28 protein-coding genes are annotated in these 26,858 nt (G+C 39.9%); 10 read left to right on the plus strand and 18 right to left on the minus strand.

The features are described from left to right. Positions 1–10: 10 nt before the first annotated feature. Together epmA and efp are read right to left on the minus strand one after the other, a co-directional pair. Positions 11–985 (minus strand): elongation factor P--(R)-beta-lysine ligase, encoded by a 975-nt coding sequence (gene epmA, locus MTF67_RS02905; RefSeq protein WP_248518649.1) that lies wholly within the window; start codon positions 983–985, stop codon positions 11–13. Between the two features lie 100 nt (positions 986–1,085). After that, positions 1,086–1,652, minus strand: coding sequence for an elongation factor P (gene efp / locus MTF67_RS02910; protein ID WP_006792061.1), 567 nt, complete (start codon positions 1,650–1,652; stop codon positions 1,086–1,088). A 41-nt stretch (positions 1,653–1,693) separates the two neighbouring features. On the opposite strand from efp, the gene epmB reads away from it, so the two are divergent. After that, the gene (gene epmB, locus MTF67_RS02915) at positions 1,694–2,707 is read left to right on the plus strand and encodes an EF-P beta-lysylation protein EpmB (protein WP_248518650.1); all 1,014 of its coding nucleotides are present in this window, start codon (positions 1,694–1,696) and stop codon (positions 2,705–2,707) included. A gap of 8 nt (positions 2,708–2,715) precedes the next feature. Here epmB and MTF67_RS02920 read toward each other — a convergent pair whose 3' ends face one another. Continuing rightward, positions 2,716–2,925 carry a hypothetical protein gene (locus MTF67_RS02920; protein WP_006792059.1) on the minus strand — a complete coding sequence of 70 codons (210 nt, stop codon included), beginning with the start codon at positions 2,923–2,925 and terminating at the stop codon, positions 2,716–2,718. Positions 2,926–2,996: 71 nt separating this feature from the next. Here MTF67_RS02920 and MTF67_RS02925 point away from each other — a divergent pair, with 71 nt between their 5' ends. Beyond that, a complete protein-coding gene (locus MTF67_RS02925; protein WP_039036353.1) occupies positions 2,997–3,287 on the plus strand; it encodes a hypothetical protein in 291 nt (96 codons plus the stop codon). 40 nt (positions 3,288–3,327) lie between these two features. Here MTF67_RS02925 and MTF67_RS02930 read toward each other — a convergent pair whose 3' ends face one another. Next, complete coding sequence (locus MTF67_RS02930; RefSeq protein WP_006792057.1) at positions 3,328–3,819, minus strand: DUF3016 domain-containing protein; 492 nt, start codon at positions 3,817–3,819, stop codon at positions 3,328–3,330. Positions 3,820–4,090: 271 nt separating this feature from the next. Here MTF67_RS02930 and galE point away from each other — a divergent pair, with 271 nt between their 5' ends. Further along, on the plus strand, positions 4,091–5,107 hold the full coding sequence (gene galE, locus MTF67_RS02935) for a UDP-glucose 4-epimerase GalE (protein ID WP_248518651.1): 1,017 nt from the start codon (positions 4,091–4,093) through the stop codon (positions 5,105–5,107). A 44-nt stretch (positions 5,108–5,151) separates the two neighbouring features. On the opposite strand, the gene zapE is transcribed toward galE, so the two are convergent. Continuing rightward, positions 5,152–6,261 carry a cell division protein ZapE gene (gene zapE / locus MTF67_RS02940; RefSeq protein ID WP_248518652.1) on the minus strand — a complete coding sequence of 370 codons (1,110 nt, stop codon included), beginning with the start codon at positions 6,259–6,261 and terminating at the stop codon, positions 5,152–5,154. 59 nt (positions 6,262–6,320) lie between these two features. Between zapE and rsuA the strand changes: the two genes are divergently transcribed. After that, a complete protein-coding gene (gene rsuA, locus MTF67_RS02945) occupies positions 6,321–7,019 on the plus strand; it encodes a 16S rRNA pseudouridine(516) synthase RsuA (RefSeq protein WP_006792054.1) in 699 nt (232 codons plus the stop codon). Between the two features lie 27 nt (positions 7,020–7,046). Here the strand turns inward: rsuA and MTF67_RS02950 are convergent, their stop codons facing one another. Together MTF67_RS02950 and MTF67_RS02955 are read right to left on the minus strand one after the other, a co-directional pair. Then, positions 7,047–7,820: a YggN family protein gene (locus MTF67_RS02950; protein WP_006792053.1), complete on the minus strand. Its 774-nt coding sequence runs from the start codon at positions 7,818–7,820 to the stop codon at positions 7,047–7,049. A gap of 147 nt (positions 7,821–7,967) precedes the next feature. Further along, positions 7,968–10,397, minus strand: a complete 2,430-nt coding sequence (locus tag MTF67_RS02955; protein WP_248518653.1) for a zinc-dependent metalloprotease — start codon at positions 10,395–10,397, stop codon at positions 7,968–7,970. A gap of 154 nt (positions 10,398–10,551) precedes the next feature. Between MTF67_RS02955 and MTF67_RS02960 the strand changes: the two genes are divergently transcribed. Further along, on the plus strand, positions 10,552–11,520 hold the full coding sequence (locus MTF67_RS02960) for a class 1 fructose-bisphosphatase (protein WP_006792050.1): 969 nt from the start codon (positions 10,552–10,554) through the stop codon (positions 11,518–11,520). A 64-nt stretch (positions 11,521–11,584) separates the two neighbouring features. Here MTF67_RS02960 and MTF67_RS02965 read toward each other — a convergent pair whose 3' ends face one another. Then, positions 11,585–11,911, minus strand: a complete 327-nt coding sequence (locus MTF67_RS02965; RefSeq protein WP_248518654.1) for a hypothetical protein — start codon at positions 11,909–11,911, stop codon at positions 11,585–11,587. Between the two features lie 43 nt (positions 11,912–11,954). Here MTF67_RS02965 and MTF67_RS02970 point away from each other — a divergent pair, with 43 nt between their 5' ends. Then, positions 11,955–12,314: a DUF5522 domain-containing protein gene (locus tag MTF67_RS02970; RefSeq protein WP_248518655.1), complete on the plus strand. Its 360-nt coding sequence runs from the start codon at positions 11,955–11,957 to the stop codon at positions 12,312–12,314. A gap of 413 nt (positions 12,315–12,727) precedes the next feature. Here MTF67_RS02970 and MTF67_RS02975 read toward each other — a convergent pair whose 3' ends face one another. From MTF67_RS02975 to MTF67_RS03010, 8 genes are all read right to left on the minus strand, one after another. Continuing rightward, positions 12,728–13,558 carry a sulfurtransferase gene (locus MTF67_RS02975; RefSeq protein WP_248518737.1) on the minus strand — a complete coding sequence of 277 codons (831 nt, stop codon included), beginning with the start codon at positions 13,556–13,558 and terminating at the stop codon, positions 12,728–12,730. Positions 13,559–13,637: 79 nt separating this feature from the next. Beyond that, positions 13,638–14,033: an adenylyltransferase/cytidyltransferase family protein gene (locus MTF67_RS02980; protein WP_039036343.1), complete on the minus strand. Its 396-nt coding sequence runs from the start codon at positions 14,031–14,033 to the stop codon at positions 13,638–13,640. After that, positions 14,030–15,097, minus strand: a complete 1,068-nt coding sequence (locus MTF67_RS02985; protein WP_248518656.1) for a CDP-glycerol glycerophosphotransferase family protein — start codon at positions 15,095–15,097, stop codon at positions 14,030–14,032. Before MTF67_RS02985 ends, MTF67_RS02980 begins: the two co-directional genes overlap by 4 nt. 87 nt (positions 15,098–15,184) lie before the next feature. Further along, entirely contained in the window at positions 15,185–15,610 is a 426-nt protein-coding gene (locus tag MTF67_RS02990; RefSeq protein WP_248518657.1) for a group 1 truncated hemoglobin, read from the minus strand. After that, positions 15,610–16,446, minus strand: coding sequence for a DUF3034 family protein (locus MTF67_RS02995; protein WP_248518658.1), 837 nt, complete (start codon positions 16,444–16,446; stop codon positions 15,610–15,612). Before MTF67_RS02995 ends, MTF67_RS02990 begins: the two co-directional genes overlap by 1 nt. Further along, a complete protein-coding gene (locus MTF67_RS03000) occupies positions 16,433–18,748 on the minus strand; it encodes an EAL domain-containing protein (protein WP_248518659.1) in 2,316 nt (771 codons plus the stop codon). The genes MTF67_RS02995 and MTF67_RS03000 overlap by 14 nt, the downstream gene beginning before the upstream one ends. Continuing rightward, positions 18,738–19,403, minus strand: coding sequence for a methylamine utilization protein (locus tag MTF67_RS03005; RefSeq protein WP_138739978.1), 666 nt, complete (start codon positions 19,401–19,403; stop codon positions 18,738–18,740). Before MTF67_RS03005 ends, MTF67_RS03000 begins: the two co-directional genes overlap by 11 nt. Positions 19,404–19,525: 122 nt before the next feature. After that, a complete protein-coding gene (locus MTF67_RS03010) occupies positions 19,526–20,629 on the minus strand; it encodes a phosphoribosylaminoimidazolesuccinocarboxamide synthase (protein WP_248518660.1) in 1,104 nt (367 codons plus the stop codon). 200 nt (positions 20,630–20,829) lie between these two features. Here MTF67_RS03010 and MTF67_RS03015 point away from each other — a divergent pair, with 200 nt between their 5' ends. The 4 genes from MTF67_RS03015 to MTF67_RS03030 are packed head-to-tail and all read left to right on the plus strand — an operon-like array spanning position 20,830 to position 24,372. Further along, positions 20,830–21,903 carry a CDP-glycerol glycerophosphotransferase family protein gene (locus MTF67_RS03015; RefSeq protein WP_248518661.1) on the plus strand — a complete coding sequence of 358 codons (1,074 nt, stop codon included), beginning with the start codon at positions 20,830–20,832 and terminating at the stop codon, positions 21,901–21,903. Between the two features lie 8 nt (positions 21,904–21,911). Beyond that, positions 21,912–22,598 (plus strand): ABC transporter ATP-binding protein, encoded by a 687-nt coding sequence (locus tag MTF67_RS03020; protein ID WP_248518662.1) that lies wholly within the window; start codon positions 21,912–21,914, stop codon positions 22,596–22,598. Beyond that, complete coding sequence (locus tag MTF67_RS03025; protein ID WP_248518663.1) at positions 22,595–23,857, plus strand: ABC transporter permease; 1,263 nt, start codon at positions 22,595–22,597, stop codon at positions 23,855–23,857. Before MTF67_RS03020 ends, MTF67_RS03025 begins: the two co-directional genes overlap by 4 nt. Before the next feature lie 14 nt (positions 23,858–23,871). Then, positions 23,872–24,372, plus strand: a complete 501-nt coding sequence (locus MTF67_RS03030; protein ID WP_008130189.1) for a DUF3299 domain-containing protein — start codon at positions 23,872–23,874, stop codon at positions 24,370–24,372. A 6-nt stretch (positions 24,373–24,378) separates the two neighbouring features. On the opposite strand, the gene MTF67_RS03035 is transcribed toward MTF67_RS03030, so the two are convergent. Both MTF67_RS03035 and MTF67_RS03040 read right to left on the minus strand, forming a co-directional pair. Then, entirely contained in the window at positions 24,379–24,852 is a 474-nt protein-coding gene (locus MTF67_RS03035) for a peroxiredoxin (RefSeq protein WP_248518664.1), read from the minus strand. Positions 24,853–25,675: 823 nt separating this feature from the next. After that, positions 25,676–26,842: a nucleotide sugar dehydrogenase gene (locus tag MTF67_RS03040; protein WP_039036333.1), complete on the minus strand. Its 1,167-nt coding sequence runs from the start codon at positions 26,840–26,842 to the stop codon at positions 25,676–25,678. Between the last annotated feature and the right edge of the window lie 16 nt (positions 26,843–26,858).

A 26,858-nucleotide genomic window follows, 5' to 3' on the forward strand; every position in this document is an offset into this window, starting at 1 on the left:
AGGGCAAGTATCAGGCTCTATCTACATCAAAGGCAATTACATCTTTAATTGTGTCTTTGTTAGTTGCTAGCATTACCAGCCTATCAATCCCCAATGCTACGCCTGAACATTGCGGTAAACCATGCTCCAATGCAGCAATTAAGCGCGAATCCATCGGAACTTGTTTTAAACCGTGCGCTTCACGATACTGGTTATCTTCATCAAAGCGTTTAGCTTGTTCTGTTGCGTTGGTTAGCTCGTTAAAGCCATTCGCTAGCTCCATATTTTTATAATAAAGCTCAAAGCGCCCTGCTACCCGGTTATCGTGCTCACAAATCTGTGCCAGTGCCGCTTGTGAGGCAGGAAAGTGATAGACAAAACAGGGTTTAGTTTGCCCAATGCTCGGTTCTACTTTCATACAAAATAATAGCTGTAGCAAGGTATCTTTATGAGTTTCGTTTTTAGCTATGTCAGCAAAGCCGTGCTCACAAGCATGCGCCTTTAGTTGATCTAAAGATGCTGTTAGTGGATCCAGGCCTAATACTTGTTTAAATGCATCCTGATAAGTAATACGCGTTGCTGGCTCCACATTAAGTACACACTGCATTAGCTCATCCATTTCATCCATCAATGCAAATTCGTCAAACCCAGGACGATACCACTCAAGCATCGTGAACTCAGGGTTATGATGGCTGCCCGCCTCTTCATTTCTAAATGCTTTGCAAAGCTGAAAAATAGCGCCTGAACCGGCCGCTAACAAGCGTTTCATTGCAAACTCGGGGGATGTTTGTAAATAAAGAGGCAAACCACCAGCATGCCCGGGGCCCATAAATGAAGTATTAAAACTTGCCAAGTGAACATCAGTGACACTAGCAGCACTTAAGCTCGGTGTTTCTACTTCCATTACATCTCGTACGTAAAAAAATTCACGAATTGTGCGTAAAATTTCTGCGCGTTGTTTTAATGTTTTTATATTTGCGCTGGGCGCCCAAAGTGTTGCTGACATATTTTCTCCAAAAAAAATCCCAGCATAGGCTGGGATTTATACCAATTCGCTTAGGCCGTGTTGCTCTTTGCGGATTGGTATTATTAAGATACGTTAAATATTACTTAACACGGCCTACGTACTCACCACTGCGGGTGTCTACTTTAATTACTTCGCCAATTTGAACGAATAATGGAACACGAACTACTGCACCCGTGCTAAGCGTTGCTGGTTTACCACCCGTGCCCGCTGTATCACCTTTTAGGCCAGGATCTGTTTCAGTGATCTCAAGCTCTACAAAGTTTGGTGGAGTAACTGCAATTGGGCTGCCATTCCATAGTGTGATAGTACATACATCGTTTTCAACTAACCATTTGCCAGCATCGCCTAATGCTTTCTCGTCAGCAGCAATTTGCTCAAATGTTTCGTTATTCATGAAATGCCAAAATTCACCGTCTGTATAAAGATACGCTAAGTCCGTATCCATAACATCAGCACCTTCAACCGATTCACCTGATTTAAAGGTTTTTTCAAGTACCTTGCCAGAAATAAGCTTGCGGATACGAACACGGTTAAACGCTTGGCCTTTACCAGGTTTTACCATTTCATTTTCTAAGATACTGCAAGGCTCGCCGTCCATCATAATTTTTAGGCCGCCCTTGAACTCGTTGGTGCTATAATTCGCCATCGTTTCCTCTATTTTAATTTTTTCGAGTAATCTACGTGCCAATGATACAAAGAAATGAAGCAAATTTGCATAAAAACTGGCAAAAAGAATTAGCAAATGTAGTTACCTGTCCAAAAACCTTGCTTGAAATGGTTGGTTTATCGAGCCAAGTCCATGAAAACGACCTAAAAGCTCGCAGTTTATTTCCGGTACGGGTGCCAGTGCCTTTTATAAAAAAAATGCGTAAAGGTGATGCAAACGATCCTCTATTGCTACAAGTTATGCCTCGCCATCAAGAGTTTTTAAAAAAATCGGGGTTTAATAAAGATCCTTTGCTTGAGCAAGACAACTCCCAACCCGGGATTTTACATAAGTATAAATCGCGTGTTTTAGTTATGTTTAAAACCGGTTGCGCGGTAAATTGTCGGTATTGTTTTAGACGTCATTTTCCGTATCAAGAAAACCAACTTAATAAAAAAAGCCTACTAGATGCCCTTAGCTATATAAAATCAGATACCAATATAAACGAAGTGATCTTAAGTGGTGGCGACCCGCTTATGGCCAAAGACGATGCCATTAGCTGGTTTTTAGATGAGCTTGAAAAATTACCACAAATAAAACGTATGCGAATACACAGCCGTTTGCCTGTCGTGATACCTGCGAGAATTACCGACGAGCTATGTGCCCGCTTACAAAAATCACCACTAAAAATTGTATTTATAAACCATATAAATCACGCCAACGAAATAGATGATGAGTTTAAAGCCGCAATGCAAAAGCTTAAGCATGCAGGCGTTATGCTATTAAACCAAGCGGTTATTTTAAAAGACGTGAACGATACGGTTGACGCACAAATAAATTTAAGTGAAGCGTTATTTGATGCCGACGTGCTGCCGTATTATTTGTATTTGCTAGATAAAGTTGAAGGCGCAAGTCACTTTGATATTAACGAAGAGCAAGCAATAAAAATAATGGCAGAGCTTTTAAAAGCTCTGCCCGGATTTTTAGTGCCTAAATTAGTAAGAGAAATAGGCGGTCAAAAAAGTAAGACCCCTATCGACCTCAAACTTATTTAGAGCGATATTTAAACGTATACGTTTATGTTATTACCAAGTGTTGCAGTCACCGATTTAGCCGGTGTTTGCGCACTTGATGATTGCGCAGCACCTTCAATTAGTGCAAGCGCAGCTGCGCCGTCTGCCTGTTGCTGTTTTTTAGCCAAAGAAGCGCTGTAAACTTCACCACTTTCGCTAGCCCCTGACATAACGGGTAAACTTGAACCTGATATATTCATATTACTAACCTGACTTTTAAATGTAATCCACGTATTATATCGGCCATGCAGTACAAAGCTTTAGGAAAACCATGGATTCTATAATTGAACAACTCAACGCTAACTTAAAAATTGTTTATCGTCAGTCACTTGATGCCGACAAAAAACTAGACGAATTACAACAACAAGGCCATGGTAAATTTAAAGCCTTATTTGGAAAAGACGCTGGTTTTGACTTTGAGGCAAAGCGTTTCAAACCCTATGTACTAGACGTTGCAGCCGACGTAGAAAGTTTATCTACCGATGGCTTTAACGAAGAAAAGTTAAAAACAACCGTCATTAAATTACAACAATTACTCACTTTACTTGCCACGTTTAAGTAACCAAAGTTAATCACTTGCCGCTCTTAAGCGGCAAGTTAACTCAATCAATACTTGTTAATACTTGTTCGCCAAACCACTGTGTGAGTAATCTTTTTTCGTGGTCAAATGACTCCTCTCGGCCTCTTCTTATTCTATCCATAAAGCCCATGTCTTTGAGTTCAACATCATTTGCTTCACTTATTACATCGCCTTCTTTATTAACTAACGAATAGTTCAGGTTAATACGTGGGAAAAAAATAGGTTCAACAACGCGAATTTCACTTGTGCCACTGAAACGTACATCACCAGCTAAATCAACATCTGTAATTTCGACATTTAGCTTATAATCTTTTGGCAGTTGCTCAGCAAGCTTGGAAAAGTGTTTTTCAAACTGCTTCGTAATTTGCTTATGGTAAGACGCTTTAGTTTGGTTTGATGCACGCACATCGCGATAGTCTTTAAAGTCATGCCACTTAACTGCAGACTCGCCAGCATGTGTAAATAGTGGCAATACAACACACAGTGCCATTGAAATTTTTGTAACTGAGTTCATAGCTATCTCCAAAAAGTAATCCATAACACAATGTATATGGTATGATTTTGTTGCTTACCTTAATTAAATTATACTAACAGATATATATTAACTATAACTTAATCATAGTTGTTAAATGTAATTATAAACGAACAAAATGTAATCTGATGTACCTTTTAAAACTACGTTAAAACATCTTCTTTGCAAACTAAAAATTAAATATAAAGCATGTAAACTCTGCCATTTTATGTTGAAATTAAAATAACTGAATAAAGAACCCTTCGGAGCTTTCATGACTATTTTAGTAACCGGTGGCGCAGGCTATATTGGCTCGCATACCGTTTTAGAACTTTTGCAACAAGGAAGTGATGTTGTTGTTATAGATAATTTAGCAAATTCATCGCAAGAGTCTCTGGCTCGCGTTAAACAAATTACGGGAAAAGAAGTAACTTTTTATCAAGGTGACATACTCGATAAAGCTTTTTTAGATTCAGTATTTGCAAAGCATACGGTTAACAGCGTTATTCATTTTGCAGGCTTAAAGTCGGTTGGCGAATCGGTTGCTAAACCAGTAGAGTATTACCAAAATAATGTGCAAGGCACGTTAACCTTAGTTGATGCTATGCGAGATGCGGGCGTATTTAAGTTAGTGTTTAGCTCATCTGCCACCGTTTATGGTGACCCGGCAAGTTTGCCTATTAAAGAAGACTTTCCTGTTGGTGGCACAACTAACCCATACGGTACCTCAAAATTGATGGTAGAAATGATGCTCCAGGATATCGCTAAATCTGACGAGCGCTTTGCGTTTGCTATTTTGCGTTACTTTAATCCAGTAGGTGCTCACGAATCGGGCCTAATTGGTGAAGATCCTAATGGCATTCCTAATAATTTATTACCATTCATTGCTCAAGTAGCAGTGGGTAAACTCAAGCAGTTAGCCGTATTTGGTGATGATTACGACACCATTGATGGCACAGGCGTACGCGACTACATTCACGTTGTAGATTTAGCTATTGGCCACTTAAAAGCGCTTGATAAAATAGCTACAAATACGGGTGCACTTGTATATAACCTTGGCACTGGTAATGGCTATTCTGTTCTGCAAATGGTTAATGCATTTATTAAAGCAAGTAACCAAGCAGTACCATACCAAGTATCACTTCGTCGCCCTGGCGATATTGCTGCATGTTACGCCGCACCAGAAAAAGCCCTTAATGAGCTGGGCTGGGAAGCTAAACGCGGAATTGATGCCATGATGCAAGATACATGGCGCTGGCAGTCAAACAATCCAAATGGCTACAGTAAGTAAAGTAATTAGATTTGCGCTTAGCCATAAACCGTTAAGCGCGTTTTTTACCAATTTTGCATTTCCACTAGCCGTGATTGCGTTCGCGCATATTCAAAGCTTAGCTTTTTACCTACATATAATTGATCTATATTTACCTGAGCATTGATGATCAGTAATTTTTGACAGTCGTAAAATTCATCCACTAATGCAATAAAGCGTCGAGCCTCGTCGTCTAAAGTGTGTTCTTCAAGCGTTTGCTTTTCCCGTTGGTAGCTATCTTCTATTCCATGCACAATCGTTTTACCCGTTGCGGTTTCACCCATTTTAGGCACATTATTAACGTACAACACATCAAACTGGGATGCTAAAAACATATAGTCGTTTGCACTACGAGGGCCTGAACATAAAGCCATAAAATCAATAATTACGGCTCTAGGCGCTTTTAATTGGTAGCTAAGTTTACGGCCGTGAATCGTTATTACATCTGAAAAAGTAACCTGCGAATACGCTTGCACAAAAATAGCTTTAAAATCATCACTCGGTAAGTTGATATAATAATGGCGGTTGTTTTTACCGTATCTAAAGCGATGATCCTCCTCACCGGCCACATTGACTATGTGGCAGTGGTTGTTAATTAAATCGATAGTAGGTAAAAATCGCGTGCGTTGCAGGCCGTTGCTATAAAGCAGTTCTGGTTTTGCATTAGAGGTAGCCACCAGCACTAAACCTTGCTCAAACATCGCTTTAAACAATCTAGCCATAATCATGGCATCGCCAATGTCGCTGACAAAAAACTCATCAAAACATAATACTTTAATGTTTTTAGCCCATTTTTTAGCTATCAATGTAAGCGGATTAGCGTGGCCTTGTAGCTCAGCTAATTGGCTATGAACATGTGCTATAAAATGATGAAAGTGAAGTCGCTGTTTTTTTACCACTGGCACATTGTTATAAAATAAATCCATTAACATAGATTTACCGCGTCCTACTGGCCCATACAGATAAACTCCGTTTATATTTGGTGTTTTTTGCCACCATTTCACCGGTGTCTGAAGTTGTAGGCTTAAGGTATTTAATGCCATAACCGCACGTTGCTGGGCAGCATCGTACGTCAGCTCACCAGAGGCCACTTTGGCCTTATACAGGTTTAAAATTAGTGTGCTGTGCACTGTCATGGTATTTCACTATCGGCTATAATCGCGCCCATTGTAGCCGACTAAAAATGTGAACCAAAATGAAATTCCCTTGCCGTTTAGATAAATTTATTAGCCACTTAGCAGAAGTACCGCGCACGCAAGCTCGCGCCAGTATTAAGCGTAAAGAAGTAAGCGTAAATGGTGAGGTGATCACAGCACATAACTTTCAGTTAGCAAAAGACGATGTCGTATTACATAACGGTGAGCCATTAGTGTTTTTAGGTAAACGTTACTTTATGCTAAATAAGCCTGTTGGTTATGTGTGCGCAAATAGTGATGACTTACACAAAACAGTTTTTGACTTACTTGATGAGCCAAATATGAGTGACTTTCATGTAGCAGGCCGATTAGATATAGACACAACAGGCTTAGTTATTATCACTAACGATGGCGACTGGTCACATAAAATTACCTCACCACGCAGTAATAAATTTAAAACATACCTAGTTGAAACCCAAGAACCAATTACCGACGAAGCGCTTGAGCAATTACGCGAAGGCGTTATGCTACACAATGAAAAAGATGCCACCCGCCCCGCTATTGCTGAGCGCTTAGCTAACTACGGTTTACGCTTATCAATTAGTGAAGGAAAGTACCATCAGGTAAAGCGCATGCTTTACGCCGTTGATAACAAAGTGGTTGAATTACACCGTGAGCAAATTGCGGGTATTAAGTTAGATGAAGACTTAGCGCCAGGCGAATACCGCTTGTTAACCGAGAATGAGATCAAACTATAGGCCGGTCTGATATAGAACCACTTTCCCTTACGATTTAATTTGCACTAAATCAAAGTCTGCCATGCCCGGTACAATCGCTTGTAAGCGAGATTCGGTGACATCTAAGGTGTTGAGGTATTCGCAATATTCTGATGCTTTTAGCTCTAATTGGTCTGCTTTTTTTTGCAATGACTTATCAATCTCTTTCGTGATGATATCCATGCGTTGACCCATATCGTTAATGCGATCCTCAATATTGCCTTCACGCGATTTAAACGCATCCCCTAAAGACACTAAAATAGCACCTAACGAGCCATGAACCGCCGAGTGGATTTTTTGGCTTATTTCTTTTGTAAAAAAGTCATCAATTTGAGAAAGTGATTGCGGAGCTATAAAAAAAAAGTCGTCGCCTCGCTTAAACTTATCCATCAACGCGCGTTCTACGTATTGCAGTTGGGTTTTAAGTACTTCAGGCTCTTTATCCGACATGCCCTCAACCACCTGCTCAATAGCACTCAGCCCTAAATTAACACCGTCGGTGGCTAAATTTACAAGTTCGGGTACTGTTTGGCGAATGCCTTGGCTAAATTGCTCCAGTACTTTGCTTTCATCTTCACCTAAATCGACCCAATAGCCACGAATAAAGAGCTGGGTATTGTTGTTAATTTGCACTCGTGTTTGGCCTTTATCAACAATTCGTATTACGTCATCGGTAATAATTAGACCATGTCTGAGTTCAACATCACACGGTTTTTGAGCAAAGGCAGCGGTACTTGAAAGTGCAATGGACAGCGATAAAATCGCACGAGATAAAAACGCCATATACACCTCTAAAAGACAAAAAATGGAAGGCAAGTAGGTTAACAAAAAACCAATTTTATGCAAGAAAAAACAGCGCTTGATAGTATCGAAGCGCTGCTTATAAAGGCGTTTAAAGCTCAGGGCGTGTTAACCTGCGCCCTTATAAAATTAAATGGGTGAACCTGGCGGTATAGGCAGAACCTTAAAGTTATTAGGCCACTCTCCATTGGCTAAAAAGTGTTTTACCTGCACTGCTAGGTATTGCTTAAATGCGCTTTCACCGGTGCTTGTATTACTCAGCATCGTGTTTTGATTAAAGTCGTCACTTAACTTAACTAAGTAATAACGAAGTTGCGCTTGTACCTCTGGGCTTACATTATTATTTGCCACTAAGTCAGCAAAGGTTTTTGCTGTTAAAAACTGTATACGCTGGGTTATTTTGCCTTTCATTGTATCGGGCGACGATACATTATAAACATGGCTATACAACTGCTTTAATAACGCATCTAAACTGTAAAATTGGTTATTACGGGCTTGTTGTTGCGCTAAACGATTTAAGCGCTGTGGATTAAGCAACAACGATAAACTATGCTGCACTGCAACCTCTGGTAAAGCCATTGCATCAAGTGTTAACCCTGTACGCCCCACTACGCTTTCGCGCGATTTAGACTCACCATATGCTTTTGGCGGAATTAACGATAATACCGATTCAGGTATAACTAAATTTTTGGCTGTAAGCGTTGCTAAAATGGCATTAACTGCATCTTGTTGCACTTGCTTATCAACAACCTGAGCGCCTTGGACTGGCTCATCACCGCGTGTTTCATATTCGTAATTTATACCTGCAATTAACTTAACCACAGACTCAACTTGAAAACGATGAAATAAATAAAGTGGCACAAGCTTTTCTTCTAACTGAGATAACGCAACACCGGACTTAATATTATTAATACCAAATTGCGAAAGTGCCTTTTTACGAACATCTAAAACACGTAAAAGCTCTTCTGATGGGTTAGCGCCGTTATCCCATAAGTGAGCCGTTGGGTGAGCGCCTCCTTTAGCTCGCGCGTCAGAATCTGAAATAAACGCTAGTCCTTTGGCTTTATTATCTTTTAAAATTGCTGCCAGCTCTGCGTTTTCATCTTGATTAGTAAAGTCGCTATAACCGTATTTAATTACCTGGGTATCCCATACGCCCATACCTGTTGCATAGCCTCGTGTTACATCAAGCTTGCCTTGTTCATTAAAGCTCAATAATGGGTGCGGGTAATCCATTACTGAGGCTCTATCACTTACTGATGCCGCAAAGTTATGGGCAATACCTAATGTATGACCAATTTCATGGGCGCTTAACTGGCGAATACGATCAAGCGCCATAGCGTGTAAGTTTTTAGCAACTTCATCGCCTTTAAAATAAGGAGCAGCCAGCGCTTCTGCAATTAATATATCTTGGCGAACACGAAGCGAACCCAACGTCACATGGCCTTTTAATATTTCACCGGTGCGCGGATCAATAACTGAGCTTCCGTATGACCAGCCACGTGTTGCTCTATGCACCCATTGAATTACGTTGTAACGAATATCCATGGGATCAACATTAGTTGGTAATACTTTAACAATAAACGCGTTTTTATAACCTGCAGCGCTAAATGCATCATTCCACCACTTACCGCCTTCAAGTAAGGCGCTTTTAACTGGCTCTGGTACACCGGGATCTAAATAATAAACAATAGGCTCAACCGGCTCGCTAATAGGTAAGCTCGGATCTTTTTTTGCTAAACGGTGACGCGGTATATAACGAACATACATCGACTCGCCTAAAGGCGCTGCGTAATCTTTGTGTTCAATGCTCCAAAAGCCCGATTGCGGGTTAAATTTACGTGGTGTGTAATTATCATCTGGTAATTGAACAAGTGAATGGTGCATATGTACGGTAACAGTATATGGGTCGGCGCTAACTTGGCGTACAAACTTACCCGGCTTTGCGCCTTTAAATGTAAGCACGGCTTCAAGTTCGGTGTTTTTTACAAAGGCTTTTGAACGCGCCATGTAAACCGCACTTCGTGATTCATCAAGGTTAAAATTACCCTGCTTACGGGCAGCTAATGTACGGCTTACTCCATGTACATCGCTCAATAAATAAGGCGTGTAGTCAATAAGTGCCGTGCTTTTGTCTTCTGCAACCACTTTAAAGCCCGCCAATATGCTTGATGCAAATGCCTCTTTGATACTTTGCTGCTCGGCTTTGTTATTAGTGTTAGCACGGTAGTAAGTATTTACAGCACGCAGCATAACTTTATCGCCAAAGCGCTCAAACTGTACCAAATGCGTGTTGCCAAGCTGGCCTCGATCAAGTCCAATATCGTTTGACCCAATCCCGTATGGCAAACTTTGTTGTAATAAAAACTGCTGCTCAAACTTATCTACCTTTAAATACACTTTGCCGTTTTGAGTATCGTAATAAAACGAGTAGTACCCCGGAAAGTGGTTCATTTGTGTAGTAAATTCATCAATTGACTTAATTGCTGCGTGCGCTTGAGTTATGATAGAGCACAACACAGTAAAGAATATGTAACTTAGTAGTGGTATTTTTTTCATAATCTTATCTTTGTTATTGGCGTTTTAGGTACGATTAGGTGCCCCCATTATAGGGCGGTATTTAAACAATACAGATATTTAAGACGAATTTCAGCGCTCTAAACTAATCTCTCTCACATTATGATTGGTTTTAACACGTTATCAGGAAAATAGAATGCGTAGACTCCCTCCAGTATTGCTAGAAGACGGTTGCCCAAGAGAACTATTATCATTAATCCGAACTATTTTAGCGGCATGTAAAGAAATATCGTTTCGTGTTGGCCAAGGTGCGCTTTCTGGCGTATTAGGCTCAACACTTGATGAAAACATTCAAGGCGAAACTCAAAAAAAGCTCGATGTATTATCTAATCAGCTATTAAAAGATATTTTACTGGAGTCGGGCACAGTTAAAGCCATTGCCTCTGAAGAAGAAGACTACACCGTTGCAGGAAACCCCGACGCTAAATATATTGTGGCATTTGATCCACTTGATGGGTCGTCAAACACCGATATTAACTCGCTGGTAGGGACTATATTCTCAATTATGGAAGCGCCTGAAGGCTCAGATGCAGCAGACGAAAGTATTTTTATGCAACCTGGCCACAAGCAAGTTGCGGCAGGTTATGTACTTTACGGCCCATCAACAATGTTAGCGCTTAGTACAGGTAAAGGCACACGCATGTTCACCCTTGATAAAACCCAAGGGAGCTTTTTACTAACAGAAGACTTTGCCACTATACCTGCAGATACAAACGAGTTTGCGATTAATGCGTCTAATCAGCGTCATTGGCAACCCGCTATGCAAAATTACATAAATGATTTATTAGAAGGCGATACCGGCCCGCGCGCTAAAAACTTTAATATGCGCTGGATTGCGGCCATGGTAGGCGATGTTCATCGCGTACTAAGCCGAGGCGGTGTATTTACTTACCCAACTGATACTAAAGATCCTAATAAACCCAATAAACTGCGCCTACTTTACGAAGCAAACCCAATGGCTATGCTAGTAGAACAAGCCGGCGGCATTGCCTCAACAGGCTCTGAACGTATTATGGATATTCAGCCAGACGCTATCCACCAGCGTGTAGCGGTTATTTTAGGATCTAAAAACGAAGTAGAAACCTGCTTGGGATATCACAAGTAACCAAGTTATTAAAAAATACTAAAACCGCATCTAATTTAAATGCGGTTTTAAGTTAACCTATACTTTAACCCTTTAACAATGCCAGTATTTTTTCAAGCTTTTGGTGATCAAGCTCGCCCATTTGCTCGCTATTACTAAGCGCATAAATAACGCCCTCGTGTTCAGCGCAATCAACGTCTTCTCTTGACTCAATAACGTTAGCCCAAAGCTCTAAGTCATCTAAATCTATTTCACCACTCAAACAGCGTTTAATTACATCAACTAATACGTCAGTTTTTAATGTATATAAGGGCGCTTGACCATATGCAGGCGTTGACACAATAACCGATATTGCATCGTCTCTTTGTGCCGAAAACGTAATAAATTCTGCTAATGCTTTTTGTATATTCATAATGTTTGTTATTCTTGACGCTCTACTGTTGATAAGAACTAAAATGACTCAAACAAACTGCAGCCAATGTAATACAGTGCTTAACTGTAATGTAAATAATATAACCGCATGTTGGTGTAACCAGTTACCTGCCATTTTACCCCTAGACGCAACAGCAACAAGCTGTTTGTGCCAAACTTGTACACTCAAAAAGATTAATCACTACCTTGAAGCGCTTTATACTCAGCCAATAAAAAGCCAAATAGAGTTTGCAAAAGCATTTAGAGGAAACGATAACTTAATTGAAGAGCTCGACTACACCATGCAAAATGGCTACATGGTATTTAGTAAGTGGTTTTTTTTAAAGCGAGGAACCTGTTGTAAAAATGGCTGTAAAAACTGCCCTTATGGATACAAGCTGTAAAAGGTTTCAAAGTGAATAAAACATTATTATCACCACAGAGAAGACAAGGAGCAGTGCAGGAGAAGTAATTTTAAAACCAATCAACCGTTACGCTCTACTCAGTGTAGCGTGCTGCGCTTCGGTGCGCTCGGTGGTAATTAAATGCTATTAAGTAATACAACAAAAAGTGACTTATTCACCACAGAGAAAACAAGGAGTAGTGCAGGAGAAGTAATTTTAAAACCAATCAAACGTTACGCTCTACTCAGTGTAGCGCGCAGCGCCTCGGTGCTCTCGGTGGTAATAAACATTTAAAGTTACCCACACGTAGGCGTGAAGCTTGCTCACGCAAAGGTTGTTAATGTGACTATGTATAAATTAAACGTGCCAGCAAGCAAGGCGCCTACAAAAATTGCTTGTTATGGTATTTTCACTTATACATCTTTGGTGATAGGCAATGAATCACTCGCGCCCCACTCACTCCAAGAACCGTCATAAACACTTAAGTTTTTATAACCACATTCATCAGCAAATAAAGCTAAAATACACGCTGTAATACCTGATCCACAGCTAAATTGAATATGCTCTGCAGTACCTACAGCGTTCTCAAATTTTTTCTTTATTTCTTCAAAAGCTTTAGCCTCGCCATCGGTTAATAAATCTAAAAAAGGCAATGAACGGCTTTGTGGTATATGCCCACCTCGCATGCCTTTTCGAGGTTCGCTCTCTTCGCCAGTAAAGCGCTTATAGGCACGCGCATCTAATAATACAGTATTAGCATCATCTATTGCTGCTAATACTTGCTGGCGACCAATAAAGTAACTTAGATTATGACTTGCGTCAAAATTACCACATGTTAAAGCCTCACTATAACCTTGCTGCACTGCATAGCCGCACGCTAACCACTTTTTAAGGCCGCCACTTAATACCTTTACATTGTGATGCCCCATGGCTTTTAGCATCCACCACGCCCTTGCAGCACTAAATAAGCCGGCATCTTCGTATACCACAATAAACGAATCATGGTTTACACCCGCATGCTGCATAACCTGTGTAAACTGCTGTGCATTACACATTGTGCTTGATAGCGGGTTTGATTTATCTGCTAGCTCATTTTTTATGTCAAACCGCTTTGCATTGGATAGCATAGCTTCAGGCACATAAGTTCCTAAAACACCGGGGCGAAGCATACCCGCATCAAACAACACTAAATCAGGGTCGTTTAGCCTTTTTTGTAATTGCTGGCAGGTTATTAAGTTTTTGATTTGATACCCTTTTAATAATAAAGCGAATGGGGTTTAGAGTAATAATCAAAATATTACTCAATTATCGCTCTTCTAAGTTTTATGAAGGATTGCGAACTACTTCAATTATTTCCGTAGTTGAAATGGAAGGTGTTCTAGTTAAGTATTGTACGTCACATAACGTTTTAAAGTTATCGAATTTACCTGCCCAATCATCCCCCATTACTAACAAATCTGCATCATGTTCTTTTATATAATCGCCTTTGAGCTCAAGGGAATGCTCTATAAAAATTTCATCGACACAGCGTAAAGAACTAATTATTTTAACTCTATCACTTTCGCTATAAACTGGAGTTCTACCCTTCTTTTGCATATTGAGTGCATCTGATGATATCCCAACAATTAAATAGTCACCTAAGGATTTGGCGCGTTCTAAAATGTTAATATGACCGACATGAACAATATCAAAGGTACCAAATGTAATAACTCGTTTCATTCATAACTCTCTAAGTAATTAACTATACGGTCAGCGCAATTTCCATCTATTTTTCCTGCAAGCTGCTCTATAATTTTTTTCCGGTTAAATCTAAATTCTTCAGACTCTGAGGCACACAACTGAACTGCAGATACAACATCACTGAACTGTTCAGCCCTTTGACAAATTTTGTGAAAATAATTTATGTCCTCATCAAGCCGTGCCTTAAAACGATAAGAAAATATACCTCTATAATTCCATCGCAACTTGTAAAAGTCACACCACACAACAGGCTTATCCAGAGCTGCAAACTCAAATATAGCAGACGACGCGTCTGATAACATTATGTCTGCAACCGCTAAAAAAGGCGTTAAGTTAAATTCACTTTCACTTGTTAAATAAACATTATTATATTTTTGCCAGCGCATGATTTTACTTTTTTGTTTTTTATAACGCGGTTTAGACAAACTAAAAAAGTGTGGTTTTATAATAATATTATAATCAGGAAAACACTCTGGAAAATCATCGCTCATACACTCAATAGAGCTCGGATAAAAAGTGGGGGCATATAAAAGTGTTGGCTTATTCTTATCTAAACCCAACCCAGCCAAGTCAACTTTTTCGACTGAGTTGTTAATAATTGGATCTAATTTCGCATAGCCGCTATCAACAAAATTACCATTTGGATATAAGTTTTTTAATCGTTTTAAACGATGCTCACCTTCAACAAAGCGAACGGTAGTCGTTGTGTTTGATACATCGTAGTAGCAGCTTTTTGGACCTATGCCATGCTGCATTAATACACTTTTATTATTGAGCTTATCAACGTCTAAAAACGCATTACCAAACACGACCCAATCACACTCAACACCCTGATAGAAATCTAATGTATTTGATTTATCTTCCAACCAAATTGCTTTTATTGAATGTTCAACTGCGAATGTCTCACAAATATCTATAAATTGTTTTTCTTGAGATCTATAAAATACTAATGCGCATTGATGACCTCTTTGTGATAATTTTTCAATTACAGGTATATATTGAGGTAAATAATAAATATGCTGGACGTCGAAATATACAAACATGAAAAATATACAATAAAGTAACAATATTGTTCATTGTACATAAGTAATGGCTTGTATTGTAGGTAAACAGAAAATAATGTTTATCCACTATATGTTAATAATGTCGCTTCTTAATGGCGCCATTTTTGACAAAATTTTATTTTGAATAGGATGAGGTATGTTTTGCTCATTCATGGCATTCACTAATAAATCAACAACATGATTAAAATCTTTTTCTGTTATATTCATGCCGGTGTGTATGTCTACCATTGAATCACCTGCGTAGCTGTATTTACACGGACCATCGGTAAGCATGCACAAATGCAGAATAAAACCTTGACGAAAATGCGCTATGTTTGTGTGCTCAAAGTAGTGAAATACCTGCTCGTCATTGCCTATTTGGTTAATAAAGCTATCAATTAGTTTTTCTATGCCGGCGTTACCGCCAATTTGGTAATATAGAGTAGGCGGTGCTTTATTCGCACAGCCCATTAAAATACCTACACATAAAAACCCAACTGCAATTAACTTCATTACCAATACCCTGTTACCGATAAGTACCAACCCGTTTGATCGTCTGCCCCTGCAATACGCCCTAAATCTAAATATGCGGCAGTTACACTCACGTTTTTATTAGGCATCCAGGCAACAAAAACGTCTTTCCAGTCTTGCTCACCCAAGTTTAAGTTATTCGCTTTTTGACGATACTCAATACCGATTGCCAATTCACGACTTAAAAATACAGCGGTGCTACCTTCAAATAAAAACGCGCTGTCAGCATTGCCGCCACCATAACCGAGTAGTCCCAATTCATTGGCTGCACTATAGCGTGTTGTTACATTCCAAAACCAGTTATAACCTGCAAGTGCACCTAAGTGAAGCTTACTGGCAGCCAAGTAAAAATCTGTACCGCTGGTATCCTCTGCGCCAACAAGTTTGGCTACGGTGCCGTCATCTAGCGATTTATGCTGTATACCTAAACTTAACTGCGGCCATTGGCTGTAAACAATATCACCATATAAACGTATTTTTGCACTGGTAATCGATTGCTCTATTTCTGTGTTAAGTGCTGGCACGTCAAACTCTTGTTTTGCGTAACTTAGCTCTACCCGATTAAATAAGTTTAACTGCGCACCACATACATTTAATGCGTAATCACTTACATCCGCTCGGCTACAAAAACCATTTACCGAAAATTCATCTTCGCTCGCATAACCTGCAAGCTGAGCCCAAGGCACAATACCGCCACCGCCGCTACCTTCAACTTGAGATACACCCGGTGTTGCTAGTAACTTTCCGCTACTGTTGGCAAACGTTGGCAAACTTACTAGCAATAAAACACTGACAAATAAATACTTAATTTTTACCATAGTATTCTTCCAGCCATTGTTCTAATAAATCAGCTTTTAAAGGCCGGCTAAGGTAGTAACCTTGTGCATGGTCGCACTGCATTGTTTCAAGTAAAGCTAACGACTCTTCGGTTTCGACCCCTTCAGCCACCACCGAAAAACCTAACTGATGCCCAAGCGTAATTGACGACTGCACTATAAATTGATCTTTTTGAGAGGCATCTAGTTTTAAAATAAAACATTTATCAAGCTTAAGCTCATCAATAGGTAACATTTTTAAACGCCCCAGCGATGTTTGCCCTACCCCGTAATCGTCAAGCGATATTTTAACGCCAATTTGTTTTAAATCTTTAAGCGCTTTTATGCCCTTTTCTTCGTTTTCTATCATGTCGCGCTCGGTTAATTCAATAGTGATTAACCTTGCATCCACATTATGTTTTTTTAGCGTAGCGACTAACGCGGCATGAAACCCCGGATACGCAATATCTTGTGCCGATACATTAATAGCGGCTTGAAGCTCAATACCCTTCGATTTCCAGTCGGCAACTTGTGCAACAACGGTATTTATTACCCATGCAGTTAGTTCAACAATTAGCCCTGAGCGCTCGGCTAAATCAATAAATAACTCGGGATTAACCCAGCTGCCATCTTTACGCTGCCAACGAATAAGCGACTCAACTTTATCTATTTTTTGAGTTTGCATATGCAGCTTAGGCTGGTAGGTCATAAACAGCTGACCATCGTCGTCGCTAATAGCTTGCTTTAATTCATCAAGCATAATTAAACGATCTAAGTGGGCCTCGTCCTCGCCATCTTGGTAATAATGTATATGGTTTTGGTTATTTGCCGCATTTTCTACGGCAATAAGCACTCGCCTTACTAAGTCATCACTGGCAGTGCCTTGCGATGGGTACTGCAATACCCCGGTACTAAACTGTAAGTTAATTTTTAGCTTTTGAATGGTATAACACTCTTGAAGCCTAACAATTAACCCCTCTATGCCGCACTTTTTCTCGCTAACCGCACTGCTTGGAAATACCGTTAAAAACTCATCTCCCCCAATACGCGCATGAATCCCACCAAACTCATCCGAAAACTCACTAATTCTGCATGCCACGGTTTTTATACATTCATCGCCAATGCGCGGGCCAAGCTTATCGTTTATATGGCGTAACCCTTTTATATCTATAGCTACAAGCGTATATTGAGTTAATTCGCTTAATTCTTTGTCCAACACTTCTAACATCGCAGAGCGATTATAAAAGCCGGTTAAAGTATCGTGTCGCGCCTGAAAACTAATTTGTTGTTCACGCTTGTTGATGTCGTTACCCATGTTGTCGAACGCATTAACTAAGGTCGTTATTTCTGTGCTTTGTTTTTTACCTTTAAACTCAAAATTATAATTACCTTGCGCAAACTGCTTAGCAATTACAACCAGCTGAGAAAGCGGCGTTGTTAAGTTATTTGCTAATAAGCTACTTGTTATTACACCCACAAACATCGTTAAGATAGACAAAATGATAAGGGTAAAAAATAGCTTTTCAAAATCGCTATAACTTTGTGTTAAATCGGCGCTTAATAAAATAATAATTGGGTGTGTTGCCAAAGAGGCTAAATTAATATCTCGGTTTCGGTAAACCGGGTACTCGCCAAATATTCGTGAGGTGGTGGCCGAGTTAAAATAACTCACCGGTTCAAAAGGCGTTGGGCGCTCATCTAACGAGCTAATAACTAGGTTGTCGGCACTGCCTACAAAACTTACATCCATGCCCGTTAAGCTTTTAAGCTCGCTAGCAACACTGTCGTCTATTTTAAAGCCTACTAAACTGTAAGCTATGGTTCTTGGGGCTTTTACAGGTAATAAAATAACCTGGTAAAGCTCATTGTTTAACACTACAAATGTGGATTGCTCTTGTGCGTTAAATAGCTCTGCGAGTAAAGGTCGCAAGTCGTCTTCAAAGGCACCTTGCTCTAAATTTGACGAAATTAGCTGACCCGATAAATCTATAAGCAACATTAATTGCGCGTCTATCCGTTGGCTGTGATTATACAAAACACTGCTTATGGTACCCGCATCGCGCGTGGCAACCGCTTGTTTAAAACCAAAATCGGCAGTTAATACTTTAGCTGCTGTTAACAATAGACTTTCTTTTGAGGTTAAATATTGCTTATAAACGTTTTGCGCAACACTTATGTCTTGGTCTACTTTTTGTTCCTGAAACTGACTTGTTGACCACCAAAAACTAGCAACGCTCACCAGCGTTGTTAACAACACCAGCCCTACGCAGAGTGAGGTAATTCGGTTTTTTAAACTATGAGTCATTACCAGCCTTAAATTTACTACCAAAGGTGTTTCTTGGTGCAGGTGTAGATGTGTTTACCGTTATGGTGTGTTTGCTTTTAGCGCTTACTGTTATAATTTTTTTATTCTCCAAAGGCGCTGTTTGCAAAGCGTGCCATACACTTAATTCAATCGGTAATAGGTTATTTGGCAAGGTTACTTTGCCTTGCTTATTTGTTTTATAAACATGTTTGCTACCTGCCACATATATGTAGCCAACCATAGAGTCGTGAATATTACACCCCAAAACAACGACCCCTTGATTGTCAAAAGTAATAGGTGCTTTTGGTTGCCCTGAATATAACTTTAGCTGAAAAGGCTTAGCTTGCGAAAAAGAATACACATGGTGGCGAATATTATCGCTATTTGGAAAGTCAACTTGCTGCCCTTTTTGCACAACTAATAGCTCTGGCAAAAACTGTTTATGAACTTGGTCCATAGTGGCTACAGGAAGATTTGGCTTGGCTAATTGCTCGGCGTTAAAGTGTAGCTCAATAACAGCATTTGCTAGTTTACTACCGTGTTGATCTTCTACTACCAACTCCAGTGCAGCGGCGTTAGAAAAGTAACCAAAAAACAAACCCATGGTTAAAAAACGGCAACTTTTAGTTATTTTTTGCAAACAACGTTCAAACATAACAACACCTAACTATTAACGTTAGGTTAAGGTAATTAATTACAGGGGTTAATTGCAAGGAATATAGCCCAGTAACTAAAAATAAAAAGTTAGCCACTGGGTTTTTTAGTTCTTTAGTATGGCTATTTTACAATTAAGCCATAATCAGCGTCTAAAATAGAAATGACCTCTTGGCGCGGATCTTCAGGAATAGTAATTGCTTCACCAACTATTTTACTGGCAATACCCACATAAGTATTAGACACTTCGAGCATGACTGATTCGGGTAAAATATACTCTTTTGCTAATTTTTCGCGCTCAGCCATGCGATCTTTGTTTAGTAATACGTCGCTTTCTGGCACGTTATTAATTAACAATTGGCGAAAGCCTTCTTTAGAGTTTTCAACAATTTTACCATCTCGATACGCAGCGCCATCCCATATACGCGATGAATCTGGTGTACCCACTTCGTCGATGTAAATAAGCTGTTGTGCGCCATTTAGGTCTTCTACGTAACCAAATTCAAACTTGGTATCTACAAAAATTTGGTCAAGCTTGGCAAGCTCTGTACTAATTAAACCAAAACCTTCTACTAACAGCTTTTCGTATTTTGCAACGTCGTCTGCCGACTTAAAATTAAATACGTCTAAGTTATTTGTTATGTTCTCGCGGGTAATATTTACATCGTCTACTGGCGGTATGTCGGCAACGCCTTCAATAATCCCCTTGGTTGATGGCGTAATAAGTACATTATCGAGTTTTTGATTCGCGTTTAACCCTTCAGGTAAATCTATACCGCAAAAGTTACGTGTCCCTTTAGCGTAATCACGCCACATGCTACCCGTAATATATTGGCGCGCTATCGCCTCTACCTTAACTGTGCTTGCTTTACGAACAATCCATACATATGGGTGCGGAATATCCACAATATGATTGCCAGCTAGGCCTGCTTCGTCAAATAATTTAAACCAATATGATGCAACGGTGTTAAGTGCTATCCCCTTACCCGGCACACCATTTAAGCCATTTTCACCTTGCCAAATACAATCAAATGCTGAAATACGGTCCGAAATTACCATAATAGCCAGCTCAGTATCTGCGGGTACTTTGTAGCCTTTATCTTTAATTAATCGTGCACTGTCTTCGTCTGTTAGCCAATAAACTGAACGCACTTTACCACTGTGTACTTCACCTTTGGTGCGGATGGGTAAATCATCGTTTACGTCTAAAACTTTATAGCTAGTCATGCTATCTCCGGGGTTAGGGATGCTCTATGAGCAAAGTATGGTATGGGGTTATGTGCGGTATGATAATCCAGCCAACTTCAAAGCTCAATCTTGGGCTTGAAACTAAATAACCTGAACTTTGGTTAAGAGATTTAGCAAGAATATTTATATGGTTGTCACAATCGGGTAAACTAGCTGTGCTAAAGAGTCGAGGAGCTAGCTTGAACTACTTAACCACCACCAAAAATAAAAAATACTTAATGTATATATCTCAAAATTATTCATACGCAATTTTGAGGCCTATTCAGGCGGCCATATTAGCGAATGGTGGTCAGGTACGCTGGTTTTTACAAGGTAGCTCTGTAAACCCTGACTTTTTAACACCCGATGAAATACGTCTGAATTCAATAGACGACATTCACAACTGGAAACCCGATGCTACGTTTGCACCGGCTAATTTAATTCCTACGTTTTTTCCGGGTATTAAAGTGGGTGTATTTCATGGTTTTGATGCCGGAAAACTTGATAAAAAAGGGAACAACGACCACCTAAAAGCAAGGGGCTGCTTTGATCTTTACTGTACTCAAGGCCCCAATACCACAGTGCCATTTAAAGCCTTACAAAAAAAGCTTGGTTATTTTAAAGTGACTGAAACTGGCTGGCCAACGCTCGACCGCTTGTTTACTGGCGAATTACAAACCCCATATACCAGCAAAGCCGACACTCGCCCTACACTTTTAATTTGTTCTACTTTTTCAAAACGTTTATCACTTGCACCTAAGCTTTACGAGCAAATAAAGCACTTTAGCGAAACAGGAAAGTGGCGCATATTAATGCAGTTTCATCCTAAAATGCCTATTGAGCTTGTTAATAAATACAAAGCATTAAGTAATCAAAACTTAACCTTTATTGAAACCGACGACGTAGTCCCCTTATTAAAGTCGGCCGATGTAATGCTGTGTGATACCTCGTCGGTGCTTTTAATGTTTATAGTGCAGCGAAAGCCTGTTGTGACCTTTTGTAATAATGCCCCAGACAAGCACTTACTAAACGTAACAGATCCAAATAAGCTAGAAGACGCGATAAACCTTGCATTTACCTACCCTAAAACATTGATGCAAAATATAGAAAGCTATTGCCAACAGCTGCACCCATACACAGACGGTAAATCAAGTGAGCGAGTAGTGGCTGCAACGAATGAGTTTTTACTTAGTGACGAAAAGCTAAAACCTAAACCATTTAATATTATTAGGCAGTTTAAAACGCGCAAAAACCTTAATTATTGGAAGTGGTAAACCAAACAATGATAAGCCTTAATAATGTTACTTTTAAATGGCATAAAAACGATAAAACGCCCACGCTAACTATTAGCAAACTTAATATAGAAAAAGGCCAACATGTTTTTTTACATGGCCCAAGTGGTTCGGGCAAATCAACGTTACTTGCCTTACTTGCCGGTATAAATACAGCTACCAGCGGCAATGTCACGTTATTAAACCACACCTTAAATACACTAAGTAACACTCAACGAGATGTATTTAGAGCTGACCACATTGGTATTATTTTTCAAAACTTCAACTTACTTCCATATCTATCGCCTATTGAAAACGTGATACTGGGCTGCCAATTTTCAAAAAAACGCCAACAAAAAGCATTAAGCCACTCTGCCACGTTAAATAATGAGGCTACACGGCTATTAGACTCACTGGGGTTAACCGAGCAATACCATAATAAAAATGTGGCAGAATTAAGCATTGGCCAACAACAACGCGTGGCCGCCGCACGCGCATTTATTGGTAACCCAGAAATTATAATTGCCGACGAGCCAACCTCAGCTCTTGATACACAAAACCGCGAAAGCTTTATTAACTTATTGTTTGAACAAGCGAGTAAAACAAACAGCACACTCATATTTGTAAGCCACGACGAAAACTTAAAGCCGCTGTTTAATCGCTCAATCGACTTAGTAAGTTTGCAGGAGACATTATGATCCTTACAAAGCTTGCTTTAAAAAGCCTATTAAATAGACGTGCAAGTGTTGTTTTAACACTGTTTACCATTGCCGTTAGCGTTATGTTATTGCTAAGTATTGAACGTGTTAGAGTTGATGCTAAAAGCAGCTTTAGCAATACCATTTCGGGTACCGATTTAATTGTAGGAGCCCGCACCGGCGATATTCAATTACTGCTTTCATCAGTATTTAGAATTGGCCACACCAATAATGGCGTGAGCTGGCAAAGCTACAAATACATAACAAACCAACGCGGCGTAAAGTGGAGCATTCCTATTAGCCTTGGCGACAGCCACAAAGGCCAAGCCGTGTTAGGCACAACCCCCGATTACTTTACCCATTACCGCTTTGCTAAAAAACAACATTTGAGTTTTAGTGCTGGTAATCCTTTTAGCACTATTCACGGCGTGGTATTGGGCAGTGAGGTGGCTACAAAACTAGGCTATAAGCTGGGCGATAGCATTGTAATATCCCATGGTATGGGTAATACCAGTTTTCATCATCACAACGACAACCCGTTTGAAGTAGTCGGCATTTTAAACCCGACGGGTACCCCGGTCGACAAAACACTGCATATACCGCTTGCCGCTATTGATTTAATTCACGGCGGTAACGCAAGTCATAAGCACGGTGAGCACGGTGAGCACGGTGAGCACGGTGAGCATAACAACCTAACTGGTTACCCTAAACAAATCACTGCATTTTTAATGGGGTTTGATTCGCCTTTATATACACTACAAATTAGGCGCAACATAAATCAGTACAAGCCCGAGGCTCTATTAGCCATTATGCCTACCGTCACACTAAAAGACTTATGGGAAATGCTCGCCATTGTTGAAAAAATACTGCTGCTTTTTTCATTTGTTGTCGTGCTAATAAGCCTGCTTGGTATGTTAACCACGTTACTTGCAAACCTTAATCAACGCCGCCGTGAACTTGCTATATTACGCTCAGTTGGTGCAAGGCCATGGCAGCTATTTACACTTATAAGTATGGAGTCATTGCTTACAACATTTTTAGGCTGTGTGCTTGGGTGCGCATTATTTTACGCCACCTTATTTTTAGGAGCCGACTACCTACAAAGCCATGCGGGTATTAGTGTAAATATAGCTATGCTTTCACGCTATGAACTCACCCTCATAGGCGTTATTATGGCGGCAGGTTTTATTATTGGCTTAATACCAGCAACTCGTGCTTATTTATACTCACTCAGCGACGGCATGAGTATAAAAACATAATGTTTAGGAATTTTATGACACTTTTTAAAACAGCTTTAAATGCTTTTTGCATATTAAGCTTAGCTATTATTAGTTTTTCAAGTAACGCTAATCCACCTAAAGAGATTTTTTGGGAAGACTTAATTCCAAAAGGCCATGTGCAAATAGATACCCAAGCACAAGCAAACCACGAAGGCAGCGATCAAAACTGGGTACAGCCCGACCTAGACGCCCCTGTAGTAAAAGAACTAAATGGGCAATCTGTCAGCTTACCCGGCTTTGTTGTACCGCTAGAGGGCGATAGCGAAGTAATCACCGAATTTTTACTAGTACCGTATTTTGGCGCCTGCATACACGTACCACCACCGCCACCTAACCAGCTTGTACACGTTACTATAAAAGGCGGCGTACCAATCGAAAGCCTTTACGATGCAATTGTAGTCACAGGTATTATTACAACAGAAACCTGGTCAGGTGAATTAGCGCAGGTAGGTTACAAAATGAAAGCCGTAGGCGTAGCGCCGTTTGAGCTTTAAGAACCCTTAAAGCTTTTCTAAGACATGTTCTGCGCGGCTTACTGTGAACTCTTTGCCTTCTTCTACAAATAACTCAGTAACAACCGCGTTATTCACAATCATCGCGTAGCGAGATGAACGAACACCACCAAAGCCAGCGGTGTCTTTTTCAAGCCCGAGTGCTTTGGCAAAGCTTGCATCACCATCGGCTAGCATTAAAATTTCCTCAGCGTTTTGCGAGTCGCCCCATGCTTTCATTACAAAGGCATCGTTTACCGAAACACAATAAATAGCATCAACACCTTTTGCTTTAATTTTATCAGCAAGCGTAATAAATTCAGGTAAGTGCGCATTTGAACACGTTGGCGTAAACGCCCCCGGCACAGCAAATAACACCACTTTTTTACCATCAAATAATTCTTTGTTAGTCAATGTTTGCATACCTTCGCTTGTTAACTGCGTAAGTGTAACCTCTGGTACGTATTGGCCTTGTTCAATCATGATAAATCCTTAAAATATAAATAACGAATAGCCCATAGCATAGTGGGTTTTGCTAATAGGCGCAGCTTTATTATTAATAAGCATAAATACAAATTTTTCACACAATATACGTTAAGGTACAAGTTGGAATGCTCATCTACTAATCCGAACTTACAGTCGCACAGCGAATTTAATGTAGGCGCTTTGCTTGCTAACGTGGAAAAAACTCTAAAAAGTAATTACCACCCGGAACACAGAGGTGCAGCGCGCTTCACTGGGAAGAGCGTAATACAATATATATGTTTAGAATTACTTCTCCTGTACTGCTCCTTGTCTTCTCTGTGGTGATAATAATGTCTTATTCACTTTATCAGGCAGATAGAAAGCAATGGGAAGTCCACTTCGATAAAACCGTAACCAGTTTTTGTAGGCGCTTTGCTTGCTAGCGCGTTTAATTTATACATAGTTGCATTAACAAATTTTGGCGTGAGCAGGCTTCACGCTTATGTGGAGAGAGTTTTGAGCGTTAACTGCAACCGAGAACACAGAGGCGCTGCGCTACACTGAAAAAAGCAAATATGTTAAAGGGTCAGGAATATTCATAAGTCACTTCGCCTAAACTACTTCTTATTTTCTCGGTGGTGAATAAGTCACTTCGCCTAAACTACTTCTTATTTTCTCGGTGGTGAATAAGTCATTTTGTAATTAAAACTTACCTGTATAAGTCTTAGTAACTAATCTGATAAATGCTGTCTGCTGCACCTTATAACTTGTAACAGAATACTCCGTCCCCGAACATAAAAGTACCTGTTACGGGGGCAGTTTAACATCTGACAACTATTATTTAATCGCTACCAAACAAATCTCGCGTGTACACTTTATCAGCAATGTCACTTAGCTCTTCAACCATACGGTTTGAAACAACCACGTCTGATATTTGCTTAAACTCGTTTAAATCTTTAATCACGCGTGAGTGATAAAATTCGCTTTCTTTAAGAACAGGCTCATAAACAACAACCTCAATCCCTTTGGCTTTAATACGCTTCATAATGCCTTGAATAGACGACGCTCTAAAGTTATCAGAACCCGATTTCATTACTAAACGATATACTCCAACCACTTTTGGATTTCGCTTTAAAATAGAAGCAGCTATAAAGTCTTTACGTGTAGTATTCGCATCAACTATTGCACCAATAATATTATTTGGAACACTCTGATAATTAGCACGTAACTGTTTGGTGTCTTTTGGTAAACAGTAACCACCGTAACCAAACGACGGGTTATTGTAATGGTTACCAATACGTGGATCTAACCCAACACCCTGTATAATTTGCTTAGAGTTTAAACCGTGTGCTTCAGCGTAGCTATCAAGCTCATTAAAGTAAGCGACTCGCATTGCAAGGTATGTGTTAGAGAATAACTTAATAGCCTCAGCTTCAGTTGAATCCGTAAATAGCACTTCAACATCTTGCTTTACAGCGCCTTGCTTAAGTAAGTTTGCAAATACAGTTGCACGCTCGCTTTGCTCACCCACTACAATACGAGAAGGGTGTAAATTATCGTAAAGCGCCTTGCCTTCACGTAAAAACTCTGGCGAAAATATTAAGTTATCAACATCAAGTTGCTTTTTTATATCGGCCGTAAAACCCACCGGAATAGTTGATTTAATTACCATTATTGCATTTGGGTTATGCGCTAATGCATCTTTAATTACGGCTTCAACCGAGCAGGTATTAAAGTAGTTATTTTCAACATCGTAATCGGTAGGTGTTGCTATAATGATAAAATCTGCGCCACTATAAGCCGAAACTTTATTCGTCGTTGCAGTAAAGTTTAAATCATTGCGCATTAAAAATTCACTAATTTCTGTATCAACAATCGGCGATTTTTTATCATTCAACAGCGCTATTTTATTTTCATCTATATCTAACGCAACTACTTCGTTATGCTGTGAAAGCAGCATAGCATTAGATAAGCCCACATAGCCTGTACCCACTACGGCAATTTTCATGTTAATCCTTTAAGAT

Source organism: Pseudoalteromonas sp. 2CM32C, from assembly GCF_023161925.1.
GTDB classification, from domain to species: domain Bacteria; phylum Pseudomonadota; class Gammaproteobacteria; order Enterobacterales; family Alteromonadaceae; genus Pseudoalteromonas; species Pseudoalteromonas marina.